Origin of the sequence: Campylobacter insulaenigrae NCTC 12927, from assembly GCF_000816185.1 — a bacterium.
Classification (GTDB): Bacteria; Campylobacterota; Campylobacteria; order Campylobacterales; family Campylobacteraceae; genus Campylobacter_D; species Campylobacter_D insulaenigrae.
Map to the genome: position 1 here is coordinate 1,009,586 of NZ_CP007770.1, position 12,460 is coordinate 1,022,045.

A 12,460-nucleotide genomic window follows, 5' to 3' on the forward strand; every position below is an offset into this window, starting at 1 on the left:
CGTGTGAAATGAAACTGGAATCTTACCAAATTTAAGTTTAGTTTTTACTTATAAACGTATTCCTTAGTTAAAGATAAATTATTGTTAATTTCTTTAGTTAATAAAAACTGAAACAAATCAACACTACCAACTCTAAAAGCACTTGAGCAAGAACGTAAATAAAGACTCCACATTCTTATAAATTCTTCATCATATTTTTTTCTAACTTCACTTAATACATTAGTAAAATTCTCATACCAACAATCTAATGTTTTTGCATAATGTATTCTCAAACTTTCAGCAAGTAAAAGATGAAAATCGGATTCACTTGCAATACTTATGACTTCTCTTAAAGAAGGCAAATATCCACCAGGAAAAATATACTTATCTATCCAAGCATTGGTTTTTCCTTCAAAAAGAGACAAAATAGAATGCAATAAGAAGCTTCCACCAGGTTTTAATACTTGTTTAACTTTAGCAAAATATAAATCCAAATTATCTTTTCCAACATGTTCAAACATACCTACAGAAACAACTTTGTCAAAATAGTCTTTAAATTCTAAATCTTGATAATTTTGCAATCTTATTTCAACCTTATTTTCAAGCTGAAAATTTTTCACTAATTCATTAGCTTTATTAAATTGCTCTTGAGAAATAGTAATACCAACAACATTAACTCCATATTCTAAAGCAGCTTTAACAGAAAGAAAACCCCAGCCACAACCTATATCTAAAAGTTTTTCGTTAGGCTTTAAATCAAGTTTTTTAAGAGTATGATTTATTTTGTTAATTTGTGCATCATAAAGCGTATCGCTAGCTTCTTTAAAATAAGCACAAGAATAACTCATGGTTTCATCAAGCCACAGTTTGTAAAAATCATTACCCAAATCATAATGACTTTTAATATTTTTGCTTTCTTGATGTTGATGTATTTTACTTAAAATAATCTTATCATTTTTTAAAAAATTTCTATTAGAAAAATAATAAAGCACTTTCATCAATTCATCATAACTGCCATATATATCTAATTTATTTTGCATATAGTGCCTTGCAAAAACTAAACTTACGTCTGCAAATAAATATTTCAATGGAATTTTTTCTTTAAAAACTAAAGAAAATTTGGCTTCATTTTTTCCAAAACATAATTCATCTCCATCCCAAAAAATAACTTTAAAATCACCGTAAGTAAATCTTTTAAACATTTTTTTTATTAATAATTTCTCAAACACTAATTATTCCTTAATAATAATTTTTATCAAAGAATAATAATTAAAATAATATTAATTTTACATAAAACTAAGTCAATACACAAAATAGTAAAATATTTATAATTTATAATTAAAAATTTGGATAATAAATAAAAATATCCGCCATTATTCCCAATGGCGGATTACAGTAATTAATGAAGTTTTGACCAAACTGATCGTTTCCAACCTATAGCAAAAATACTTAAGATCGCAAAGAAAATCATAATATAAATTCCAGTTTGCTCTCTTTCTTCTTTTTTACTATCTCCAACCTTTTCAAGATAATCAATAACTTGAGTTTGTGATTTTTCATTTAGTCCAACTCTAGGCATAGCTGTCCCATGAATTTTCTTTTGTGGTTCATTAATAAAAATATTAAGATAATGTTCGCCTTTAGAACGAATCATCATTGATAAATCAGGAGGGGTCATGCCAAGATAATTTTTTAAATCACTCATATTAGAACTAGACATAAAACCATCGTATTTTACATCATGACATCTTCCACAAGCATTTTCAAATACTTTTTTATTTTTTGCAAAATCAATTTCTTTCGTAATCAAAGCTGTTTTAGCTGCATCTGATAAATCTTGATTTTTAGAATATTTTTCTTCTAATTGAGTTTTTAATGTTGCTTCAAAATCTTTTTCATAATTTATTGCCGTATCTTTTAAAAAAGCTATCAAATTAGCTAGATCACTACTATCTTGAACCTCATCACCACTTAAAGGATATGCAGGCATCAAAAAAGGATTTTCGTCATTAAATTTATGTGAAATTTGCAAAGTATTTACAGGATCTATAATTAATGCTGCTAAAAATTTCTCATCATAAATACTACCAGCATCACTTAAATCAGGAGGGGTTACGCCTAAAGAAGAGTCCGTAATACTAGCAGGAATTTCAGCAGCTTTCATACCATGGCAAGCCACACAATTTCCTTCAAAAATTTCCTTTCCTTTTTGAACATTAGCTTTTGAAAAATCAATTTTAGCAATCTTTTCCCACATTTGTTTGACTTGTTGCTCTTGTTGCATTGCAGCATCTAAAGTTTTTTGAGAATTTACAATAGCTTTTTCATTTCCACTTGCTTTAGCTTCTTCCAATGCTTTTTCTTTGGTGGCTATCTCTTGTTTAAAAAATTCTTCATCTGCTTGTGCAAAATTAAAATTTACAGGAGTAGAAAGAGGATTCATAACAGAATGAGCAAAAGGTTCTACGCCCCAATACACCAAACCAGTAAAAAATACAACTACGAAAAATATTTTTAATTCTCTCATATTAACCCCTTTTTCTTTCCATAATTGTAATAATTGGCAATACAACTAATAATAGCAATAAAAATACTATAGATGCATAAAATCCTATCCATGCATTAATACCTGTTGGAGGAAGTTTTCCATACACAGTTAATACAATCATATCTACCAACAAAACCCAAAACCATACAAAAAACAACGGTCTTTCATGTGCAGGTTTTACGACATCACTTCTATCTAGCCATGGTAATAAAAAGAAAATAATTTGAGCTATACCAAAAGCAGCAAGACCTATATCAAAAGCCTTAATGCCAGCTATATCAAAGAAAAATCCTCGTAAAACTTCATAGCTCCATAAGAAATACCACTCAGGATAAATATGTGCAGGAGTTTTTAAAGAATTGGCAGGATCAAAATTTATAGGATCCATTGCAAAATTAAAATTAAAACTCACTAAATAGAAAAAGAAAATCATAAATAATGCAATATACATGAAATCTTTTGCTAAAAATGCGGGCCAAAAAGGGATAACTTTAGCGCTTTTAGTATCACCTGCTAAATATTTTTCCGCTTCTAAATCAAAATCAATTTCTTCTGAAATTTCATTATTAACATGAGGAATTCTTAATGAATAAAAGTGGAAAGCTATAATCGCCAAAATCACAATAGGTAGCAGACAAACATGGAGCATAAAAAATCTTGTTAAGGTCGGATCTGAAACAGCAAAATCTCCTCTTATCCAAATAACCAACTCATCACCTATAAATGGAATTCCTCCAAAAAGTTGAGTAATAACTTGAGCAGCCCAAAAACTCATCTGTCCCCAAGGCAACATATAACCACTAAATGCCTCTGCTGAAAAAACAACAAACAATAACATTCCGCTTACCCAAATCATTTCACGACCTCTCTTATAAGAACCGTAATAAATTCCAGTAAGCATATGAATATAAATAATCAAAAATATAACAGAAGCGGCAACTCCATGCATGTGACGCCAAAGCCATCCATATTCAACCTCTTGCATGATAGTTTTATTAACACTATCAAAAGCCAAAGCAACATCTGGTTTATAGTACATTACTAAAAACAATCCTGAAACAAACAGTACTGCAAAAAGTGTTGTTAATATAACGCCCATTGCCCATAAAAAATTAATTTGTTTTGGTATCCAATATTGTGCCATTAAAACATTAAAAAGTTTATTTACGGCTAATCTTTGATCAAGCCAATCAATAATACCAGTAGCTTTTCTAATTTGCGCCATTTTAAGCCTCCGCCATTATTTTTTTATATTCTGGACCTTCTTCACCCAAAACTAATTTTGTTCCATCAATTCTAAAAGGTGGAATGTCTAAAGGTCTTGGAGGAGGACCAAATATATTTTTACCACTAGTGTCAAACTCTCCTCCATGACAAGCACATTTAAATATTCTATCACTAGGTGCATAAGCTGGAATACAGCCCAAATGCGTACAAAGTCCTATTACTACGGTATAAGCAACATCACCTACAACAACATCTCGTTTACTATCTTTTGCCATTTCAGCATCTTTTTTTAAAATGAAAATTGGTTTTTTACGCCACTCAATAGTTCTTAATTCACCTTCTTTCATTCCAGTAAGATCAACTGTAGTAACTCCTGCTGCTTTAACACTTGGCAATGGATCCCAAGTTTTTTTCATTGCAACTAATGAAAAAGCACCACCCACAGCAGCTACTGTTCCAAAGGCAAATCCCATAAAGCTTCGCCTGCTCTCAGATGTAGCCATAATACTTCCTTTATTTTGATTTAATTTTTCAGTGTAAAAGCAAGTAGTGTATCGTAAAAATAATAAATTTTTTCTTTCGCAAAATACCAAATAATAGGATAAAAAAGGTATCATTAAAATAATTTAGATACCAAATATCTAAATTATTTCTTAATTTTAATGTAAATATGCAAAATATCTAGTGCAGCTGGAGTAATTCCACTAATTTGAGAAGCAGCAAAAATCGTTGGAGGATTAAATTTCTGTAACTTTTCAACCACCTCATTACTCAATCCACTAACTTTTGTAAAATCAAAATTCTCAGGAATTTTAAGCTCATTCAAATGTTTCATTTTTTCAATTTGTACTTTTTGCATAGCTATGTAATGATAATATTTTGCTTCATTTAAAATTTCATTTAAAGAATATTCATCCATATCTTCAAACATAGCACTTAAAGCTTTTAATTTTTCTATACTAAAACTAGCTCGCGCAACAATTTTTTGTAAAGTTACAATAGAAGTGATTTTTTCTTCATTAATATTTTGCAAAAAATCATTATTGGTGCCACTTGGAGTCCAAGCAGTTTGTAATAAGTATTCAAGACCTCTTTGTACATTTTCCTTAATGGTGCTTATATATAAAAAATCTTCATTGCTTAAAAGTCCAAAGTTGTATCCATATTCCCCAAGTCTTAAAATAGCATTTTCCTCTCTTAAAAGTAATCTATATTCAGCCCTTGAAGTAAACATTCTATAAGGTTCTTTAGTCCCTTTGGTCACCAAATCATCAATTAAAACACCTATATAAGCTTCATCTCTTCTTAGTACAAAAGCTTCTCTTTCATCTATAGCTAAAACTGCATTAATTCCTGCCATAAATCCTTGTACTGCAGCTTCTTCATAACCAGTTGTTCCATTAATTTGTCCAGCACAATATAAATTACTAATTTTTTTAGTTTCTAATGTATGTTTTAATTCTGTTGGATCAATATAATCATACTCAATAGCATATCCAAAACGTGTAATTTTAGCATTTTCAAATCCTTCAATACTACGTAACATGGCAATTTGCACCTCATAAGGCAATGAAGTAGAAAAACCATTTATATAATATTCTGTCGCATCTTTAGTTTGTGGTTCTATAAACAAATGATGACTTTCTTTATCACTAAAACGATTAATTTTATCTTCTATAGAAGGACAATATCTAGGACCTACCCCTTCAATTTGTCCTGTAAAAAGCGGAGCCCTATAAAAATTATCTTTTATAATTTTATGCGTATTCAAATTTGTTCTTGCTATATAGCAAGGAAGTTGAGTAGGTTTAAATTGCTTTGTTTTAAAGCTAAAAGCCTTAGGATTTTCATCACCATATTGAATTTCCAACTTACTAAAATCAATACTTTTAGAATCCACTCGCGGACAAGTTCCAGTTTTTAATCTTCCTATTTTTAAACCACTTTGCTTTAAATATTCCCCTAATTTTACAGCCGCAAGCTCCCCTACTCTACCTGCTTGAAGTTGAGTTTCTCCTATATGAATTAATCCATTTAAAAAAGTTCCAGTTGTTAAAATAATTTTTTTTGCAAAATATGTATTTTCTAAATTCGTTTTTACACCCATAACTGCGTTATTTTCAATAATCAAAGAAAAAACTTGCTCTTGCGAAATTTCTAAATTATCTAATTTTAAAAGTTTATTTCTAGCACAAATTCTATAAGTATCCATATCTATTTGAGCCCTACTACCTCGCACAGCTACGCCCTTGCTTTCATTTAAAACCCTAAATTGTATTCCCGCCTCATCGGTAATTTGACCCATCAAGCCACCCATAGCATCAATCTCTTTAACTAAATGTCCTTTAGCTAAGCCTCCTATGGCAGGATTGCAACTTGCTGCGCCTATTTGTTCTATTAAAGTTGTCAAAAGTAAAGTTTTTTTACCCATTCTAGCTGCTGCTGCACTAGCTTCAACACCAGCATGGCCACCACCTATTACAATAATGTCAAACATATCTTGCCCTTAAATTTATAAAAAGGCAAAAATTATATAATATTTTTTTCAACAAAGTGCTTAAAACTAAATTTATAAGTTTTAGATAAAATCCATATAAAAAATCAAGGCTTTTTAATGTTTAATGGGCTTATTAGAGAGTTAGCGTTTGTAAAATCTTATCAAAATAACATTCTCACTTTAAAGGCGAAATACAAGCCAAATTTAGGCGATAGTATAGCAGTAAATGGCGCGTGTTTAAGTGTAACTAAAGTTTATCAAGACAGCTTTAGTGTTGAACTTTCATATGAAAGCCGAACTCACATAGCTATAGAAAATTTAAAACATTACGTTCATATTGAACCTGCTTTATGTTATGGTGATAGAATTGATGGGCATTTAATGCAAGGACATATAGATGCAATTGGAGAAATCATAAAAATCCAAACAAATGAAAATGGAGTAGATTTTTATATAACAGCTCCAAAAAATATTATGCCATTTATAGCAAATAAAGGAAGTATTGGTATTGATGGGGTTAGTCTAACAATAAATGAAGTGTTTAATGATCATTTTCGCTTAACTATCATCCCTATTACTTTTAATGAAACATTGTTTAAAAATTATATTGTAAAAAGAAGAGTAAATATAGAAAGTGACCTCTTAGCGCGCTATATTTATAAACAAATACACTACAAAGAAAATCTTACATGGCAACAAATAGACAAAATTTCATCACTATATTAGAAAATGAGCACATTAAAGCCTTTGTTGCTTTTGATAAAGATTATAGTGTTTTTAAAAAACAAATAGTTGGCGCTAGTGTATTCTCTTTTGATACAAATATTCAAACTTGTGTATTTTTAAATCAAATTCATTCCAACATCGTAACTACTTATGAGAATAATTTTAATATAAACTGTGATGGAGTGATTAGTTATTCAAAAAATACAGCTTTATGTATTTTAAGCGCTGATTGTTTGCCTATACTTTTGTATGATCAAGATAAACAAATTATAGCTGCTTTACATTCTGGCAGACAAGGATGTTTTCAAAATATTTTAAAACAAGCTGTTTTTAAAATGCAAACTAATTTCAACAGCATTCCTAAAGACATTCAGCTTATTATTTCTGCTGGAATTTGTGCTAAAAATTATGAAATTAACGGAGAAATTTTACAATATGCTGAAAAAAAATTTCCTCAATTTCTAGAGAAAAATATGCTTGATCTTAAAAAAATGGTTAAATTTCAAGCAAATAATCTAGGTATAACTAAAATTTTGGATATTAATATCTGCACATTTGAAGATGAAAGATTTTTTTCATATAGAAGAAATCAAACTTCAAATCGCATTGTGAGTGCAATTTATTTAAAGGATAAAATATAAAATGTATGAAATAAGAAATTTACAAGCCTTAAAAATTTTACAAAAAGCAAGAGAGTTTTCAGATAATGATTTAAGTAACGAGCTTTTAGTAACTCAAATTTTAAACCAAACAGTAACGCCACTTAGTACTCAAGATACTAAAGAAATTTCAAATTTTATTACAACGCTAATTGATGCAAAAGAAAAAGCAAAAATGAGTAACAAATAATTTTGTTTTATATTTTTATAATAGACATTGAAGTATTTAAAAAATTTATATTATATTTATAAATAATAAAATATAATTCATAAACTTATAACTTTTGATAAACAAGGAGTTAATATGTTACCAAGATGGTGTGATAAATACAGCATCCATAATAAAGACATAGATGAGCAACATAAAAAACTCTTTGAATTAGCTGCTAATGCTGAAATGATCTCTGATAAACCTATACACAAGGGACAGGTTAAATTTTTACTTGCTGATTTTTTTAACTATATGAAAGAACATTTTGCTGATGAAGAAAAATATATGGCAAAAATAGGATATCCTGATCTCCCAAACCATCAGAAAATTCACAAAAGCATAATACAATCTATGATAGATCTAATACAAAATATAAAAAGTACGAATGATTTAAAAGAAAAATTAAATATTATAGCTTCTAAATGGTTATTAGAGCATATATTGCAAGAAGATATGAAAATAGAAAAATGGCACCAAGAGCATTTAAAAAAACAAAGTTCTATTGAAATAGAAGAAGAACCATTACAAAATACTTATAATTATATTTGCTCTTGTAAAAACAAGATTCACAAAGTCTCATATGAGATTCACAAAAAGATTCAAACTTCAAATGTTCATTACAAATGCAAGATTTGTCAAGAATATATAAAATTAAAGTAAAGGTTTAAATATGAAAAAACGCTATACTCTCTCACTTTCACAAGAATTATTCGATCGCTTAGATAAAACAGCTAAACTTGCTAAAAAGAAAAAAGCACAAATTTTAAGAGATGCTTTAGAAAACTATCTAGATGATATGGAAGATTTTGCCCCAGCTATTGAAGCTTTAGAAGATTTAAAAGATGGAAATAGTAAAAAGCTTGATAGCATTATAAAAAAATTAAAATGCTAATTTAGTATCAATATTTACTCAGTTATTCAAATTTAAATTGTTATTTTTCTATATAAAAAAATTAGTATTTATCTTTTTTAGATATAATCAACCCTTATTTGCTAAAACAAAGGTATATTTTTATGTTACGATTGATTTTGTTTGTTTTATTTTTTACAAATTCTCTAATGGCATTTAATGTTAAATCTTTATTGACATATACATTTAATGGTAATACTAATTATGATATGCAAAAAGCTAAAAAAATATATTTTGACAACAAATGCAATGTTTGTCATGGAGATAATGGTGGAAAATCTAATTATGGCAAAAGATCCATCAATAGTTTAACTCCCGCACAAATTAAAGGCTCACTAAAAGATTATGCCAATGGATATTACCCTAATTCCAATACAGATAATATTCAAATGGGAATTTATGCAAAAAGACTAAGTGATAGTGATATGGATCATATTATCGCTTATTTAAAAGGACAAAATTTCTCTATGGAATTAAACCGAGAAGAATTGTTAGAAGAAGAACCAAAAGCTAAAACAAAACATGGGATATTTTTAAAATAAAAAAGGAGTGTTGTTATGAAAAAAAAACTTATACTAGCTAGCTTATTTTATGCAAGTTTTATGTATGCTGCAGAGGTAAAAATAGGTATTGTTCTGCCGTTGACTGGTTCTTTGGCAGCTTATGGTAATGATGTTTATGAAGGTATTAAACTTGCAAATTCTCTCAACCCAAATTTACAAAATGGAGACAGTGTTAAGATTATAGTGGTTGATACTAAAGGTGATAAAATTGAAAGTGCAAATGCTACAACTAGATTAATATCTCAAGATAAAGTATTAGGGTTAATTGGCGAAGCAGTAACTCCAAATACCATGCAAGTTTTATCAATAGCTGAAGAAAGAAAAATTCCTGCTATAGCTCCTGTTGCTTCAGGGGATAAACTTCTAGATAAAAAAACTTATGCAAGTAGAGTTTGTTTTATGGATAGTTTCCAAGGTGATAAATTTGCAAATTATGCTTATCAAAACCTAAATTTGAGAAATGTTGCTATTATTGTAGATCAAAGCAATGTTTATTCTTTAGGACTTGCCAAAGCATTTGAAAAAGAATTTAAGAAAAATGGTGGAAAAATACTTAAAAAACTAACTATATCATCTGGAGATAAAGATTTCAAAGCTATCGTATCTCAATTAAAAAACATCAATCCTGACTTTGTTTATATGCCAATTTATCACCCTGAGGCTGCTTTAATTGCTAGACAAGCAAAAGCTGTAGGTTTTGATAAACTTTTAAGTGCAGGAGATGGAGTTAATAATAAAACTTTTATAGAACTTGGTGGAGATGCAGTAAATGGTGTAATTTTTACAGATAGTTTTGATTATAATAATCCTCCTACTAATTTATCAAAAAAGTTTATACAAGCTTATGAAAAAGAACATAACACTAAAGAACTTCCAGCATTTTCTGCAATGGGTGCTGATGCTTACTATGTGATGATTAATGCTATGAATGAATGTTCAAAAAATCTTACTTCTCAATGCATAAATGATAAAATTCATTCTACTTCAAACTTCGAAGGTGTTGGTGGAATCATAAGTATTGATCAAAATGGAAATGCAAGTCGTTCTGTAGTTATTAAAGAAATACAAGAACAAAAACAAAATTATAAAACTATTATTAATCCTTGAAAGGAATGATATGAAAAAAATTAGTATCGCTGTATTATCAATCATAGTTGCAAACATTTTACAAGCAAAAGAAATAAATATTGGTGTTGTTCTTCCTTTAACTGGAGCTACTGCTGCTTACGGACAAAGTGCTTTAGATGGCATTAAAATTGCAAATTCTATGAAAAATACACTAAGTAATGGTGATACGATTAATCTTGTAGTGGTAGATACTAAAGGCGATAAAATTGAAAGTGCAAATGCAAGCACAAGACTTGTTTCTCAAAATAATGTTCAAGCTTTAATTGGAGAAATGATTACAGCAAATACTTTACAAGTTATAAGAATCGGAGAAGAAAAGAAAGTTCCTGTTGTTGCTCCTGCTGCAACAGCTGATAAAATTTTAAATAAAAAACTTTACGCAAGTAGAGTCTGTTTTATGGATAGTTTCCAAGGCTCTTCATTGGCAAATTATATAAAAAATAAACTCCAATATAAAAAAGCAGTTATAGTAACTGACCAAACAACAGATTATTCTTTAGGATTAACTAGAGCCTTTGATCAAGAATTTAGCAAGCAAGGTGGTAAAATCCTAGATAAATTTAGAATTACCGCAGGTGATAAAGATTTTAAAGCAATAATTTCTCAAATCAAGACTTTAAATCCTGATTTTATATATCTTCCAGTATATTATACTGAAGCATCATTATTTGCAAGACAAGCAAAATCTATGGGTTTAAATATTCCTATGGGTTCAGCAGATGGGGTTGCTGATGAAACTTTTATAAATTTAGCTCAAGATGCAGCAGAAGGTTATATTTTTACAGATAGTTTTGATTATAATAATCCTCCTACTGACTTATCAAAAGATTTTATCCAAGCCTATGAAAAAGAAAAACAAAACAAAGAAGTACCAAATTTCAGCGCAATGGGAGCTGATGCTTATTTTGTTATTTATAATGCCATGGAAAAATGTGTTAATAATTTCAATACAGAATGCATTAATAACAATATTCACTCTACATCAAATTTTCATGGTGTAAGCGGTGTTATTAGTATTGATAAAAGTGGGAATGCCACTAGATCGATCGTCATCAAAACGATAGAAAATCAAAAGCAAATTTATAAAGATTCAATTCTTCCTTAAGAGGTTAAATGGACAATTCTTTAATTTTACAACAAATTATTAATGGTTTTAGTTTAGGTAGTATGTACGCACTTATAGCCATAGGTTATACTATGGTATATGGCGTATTAAGATTAATTAATTTTGCTCATGGCGATATAATGATGGTGGGTGCTTATGCAGCATTATTTTGTGTGACAAACATGAATGTTCCTTTTTTAGGAGCTTTGTCGCTAGCTATGCTTTTTGCGGCCGCTTTAGGTATTGCCATAGATAAAATTGCCTATAAACCTTTGAGAAAAGCACCTAGGATTTCTTTATTGATTACAGCTATAGGTATTAGTTTTTTAATACAGAATGTTTTCAATGTGATGTTTGGTTCTACTCCTAGATATTTTCCAATTCCAACTTACTTAGAAAATGTGATTAATATAAATGAAATAAGTATTAGTGTAAATAGTATTTTAGTACCTATCTTAACTTTTTTTATCCTATTAATCGTTTTATATATTCTTTATAGAAGCAAATATGGCATCGCCATTAGGGCTTTGGCATTTGACATACATACAGTAAACTTAATGGGTATTGATGCAAATCGTATTATCGCCATAGTTTTTGCTTTAGGTTCTGCCTTAGCTGCTATTGGTGGAATTTTTTGGGCTGTGAGCTATCCTTCAGTAGAACCTAGCATGGGAACCTTAATAGGTTTAAAAGCCTTTGGAGCTGCAGTTTTAGGTGGTATTGGTTCAGTAGCTGGAGCAGTTTTAGGTGGTTTGATTATCGGTTTTACAGAAGTAGTTGTAGTAGCGCTTTTTCCAGATCTTTCAGGTTTTAAAGATGCATTTGCATTTATATTTTTAGTTTTAATATTATTATTTAAACCTACTGGAATTTTAGGTATAAATTTTGAAAAAAGTAGGTTTTAATT

General features: G+C 29.2%; 14 protein-coding genes. 9 read left to right on the top strand and 5 right to left on the bottom strand.

The window, feature by feature from the left end:
* Nucleotides 1-44: 44 nt before the first annotated feature.
* The 5 genes from CINS_RS05270 to mnmG form a co-directional block, all read right to left on the bottom strand.
* A complete protein-coding gene (locus CINS_RS05270) occupies nt 45-1,208 on the bottom strand; it encodes a class I SAM-dependent methyltransferase (protein ID WP_039650470.1) in 1,164 nt (387 codons plus the stop codon).
* A gap of 170 nt (nt 1,209-1,378) precedes the next feature.
* Nucleotides 1,379-2,506 (bottom strand): ubiquinol cytochrome c oxidoreductase, cytochrome c subunit, encoded by a 1,128-nt coding sequence (locus CINS_RS05275; protein ID WP_039650472.1) that lies wholly within the window; start codon nt 2,504-2,506, stop codon nt 1,379-1,381.
* A gap of 1 nt (nt 2,507) precedes the next feature.
* Nucleotides 2,508-3,752: a ubiquinol cytochrome c oxidoreductase, cytochrome b subunit gene (locus CINS_RS05280; protein ID WP_039650474.1), complete on the bottom strand. Its 1,245-nt coding sequence runs from the start codon at nt 3,750-3,752 to the stop codon at nt 2,508-2,510.
* 1 nt (nt 3,753) lies between these two features.
* Entirely contained in the window at nt 3,754-4,257 is a 504-nt protein-coding gene (gene petA, locus CINS_RS05285) for a ubiquinol-cytochrome c reductase iron-sulfur subunit (RefSeq protein ID WP_039650476.1), read from the bottom strand.
* Nucleotides 4,258-4,400: 143 nt separating this feature from the next.
* Nucleotides 4,401-6,251, bottom strand: coding sequence for a tRNA uridine-5-carboxymethylaminomethyl(34) synthesis enzyme MnmG (gene mnmG / locus CINS_RS05290; RefSeq protein ID WP_039650478.1), 1,851 nt, complete (start codon nt 6,249-6,251; stop codon nt 4,401-4,403).
* Nucleotides 6,252-6,368: 117 nt separating this feature from the next.
* Between mnmG and ribE the strand changes: the two genes are divergently transcribed.
* The 9 genes from ribE (at nt 6,369) to CINS_RS05335 (ending at nt 12,458) form a co-directional block, all read left to right on the top strand.
* Nucleotides 6,369-6,977: a riboflavin synthase gene (gene ribE / locus CINS_RS05295; RefSeq protein ID WP_039650480.1), complete on the top strand. Its 609-nt coding sequence runs from the start codon at nt 6,369-6,371 to the stop codon at nt 6,975-6,977.
* Nucleotides 6,941-7,618 carry a peptidoglycan editing factor PgeF gene (gene pgeF, locus CINS_RS05300; protein ID WP_039650481.1) on the top strand — a complete coding sequence of 226 codons (678 nt, stop codon included), beginning with the start codon at nt 6,941-6,943 and terminating at the stop codon, nt 7,616-7,618. Before ribE ends, pgeF begins: the two co-directional genes overlap by 37 nt.
* 1 nt (nt 7,619) lies before the next feature.
* Nucleotides 7,620-7,826, top strand: coding sequence for a hypothetical protein (locus tag CINS_RS05305; RefSeq protein WP_039650483.1), 207 nt, complete (start codon nt 7,620-7,622; stop codon nt 7,824-7,826).
* Between the two features lie 114 nt (nt 7,827-7,940).
* Nucleotides 7,941-8,507, top strand: coding sequence for a bacteriohemerythrin (locus tag CINS_RS05310; protein ID WP_039650485.1), 567 nt, complete (start codon nt 7,941-7,943; stop codon nt 8,505-8,507).
* Between the two features lie 10 nt (nt 8,508-8,517).
* Nucleotides 8,518-8,739 carry a ribbon-helix-helix domain protein gene (locus CINS_RS05315; protein WP_039650487.1) on the top strand — a complete coding sequence of 74 codons (222 nt, stop codon included), beginning with the start codon at nt 8,518-8,520 and terminating at the stop codon, nt 8,737-8,739.
* A 122-nt stretch (nt 8,740-8,861) separates the two neighbouring features.
* Nucleotides 8,862-9,299 (top strand): c-type cytochrome, encoded by a 438-nt coding sequence (locus CINS_RS05320; RefSeq protein WP_039650489.1) that lies wholly within the window; start codon nt 8,862-8,864, stop codon nt 9,297-9,299.
* Between the two features lie 15 nt (nt 9,300-9,314).
* Entirely contained in the window at nt 9,315-10,427 is a 1,113-nt protein-coding gene (locus CINS_RS05325) for an ABC transporter substrate-binding protein (protein WP_039650491.1), read from the top strand.
* Between the two features lie 10 nt (nt 10,428-10,437).
* Nucleotides 10,438-11,553, top strand: coding sequence for an ABC transporter substrate-binding protein (locus CINS_RS05330; protein ID WP_039650493.1), 1,116 nt, complete (start codon nt 10,438-10,440; stop codon nt 11,551-11,553).
* An 8-nt stretch (nt 11,554-11,561) separates the two neighbouring features.
* The gene (locus CINS_RS05335; protein WP_039650495.1) at nt 11,562-12,458 is read left to right on the top strand and encodes a branched-chain amino acid ABC transporter permease; all 897 of its coding nucleotides are present in this window, start codon (nt 11,562-11,564) and stop codon (nt 12,456-12,458) included.
* The last annotated feature ends 2 nt before the right edge of the window (nt 12,459-12,460 follow it).

Coding starts and splice junctions, on each gene's coding strand:
- CINS_RS05275 (WP_039650472.1), bottom strand. CDS start 2,506: ATGAGAGAATTAAAAATATTTTTCGTAGTTGTATTTTTTACTGGTTTG.
- CINS_RS05280 (WP_039650474.1), bottom strand. CDS start 3,752: ATGGCGCAAATTAGAAAAGCTACTGGTATTATTGATTGGCTTGATCAA.
- petA (WP_039650476.1), bottom strand. CDS start 4,257: ATGGCTACATCTGAGAGCAGGCGAAGCTTTATGGGATTTGCCTTTGGA.
- mnmG (WP_039650478.1), bottom strand. CDS start 6,251: ATGTTTGACATTATTGTAATAGGTGGTGGCCATGCTGGTGTTGAAGCT.
- ribE (WP_039650480.1), top strand. CDS start 6,369: ATGTTTAATGGGCTTATTAGAGAGTTAGCGTTTGTAAAATCTTATCAA.
- pgeF (WP_039650481.1), top strand. CDS start 6,941: ATGGCAACAAATAGACAAAATTTCATCACTATATTAGAAAATGAGCAC.
- CINS_RS05305 (WP_039650483.1), top strand. CDS start 7,620: ATGTATGAAATAAGAAATTTACAAGCCTTAAAAATTTTACAAAAAGCA.
- CINS_RS05310 (WP_039650485.1), top strand. CDS start 7,941: ATGTTACCAAGATGGTGTGATAAATACAGCATCCATAATAAAGACATA.
- CINS_RS05315 (WP_039650487.1), top strand. CDS start 8,518: ATGAAAAAACGCTATACTCTCTCACTTTCACAAGAATTATTCGATCGC.
- CINS_RS05320 (WP_039650489.1), top strand. CDS start 8,862: ATGTTACGATTGATTTTGTTTGTTTTATTTTTTACAAATTCTCTAATG.
- CINS_RS05325 (WP_039650491.1), top strand. CDS start 9,315: ATGAAAAAAAAACTTATACTAGCTAGCTTATTTTATGCAAGTTTTATG.
- CINS_RS05330 (WP_039650493.1), top strand. CDS start 10,438: ATGAAAAAAATTAGTATCGCTGTATTATCAATCATAGTTGCAAACATT.
- CINS_RS05335 (WP_039650495.1), top strand. CDS start 11,562: ATGGACAATTCTTTAATTTTACAACAAATTATTAATGGTTTTAGTTTA.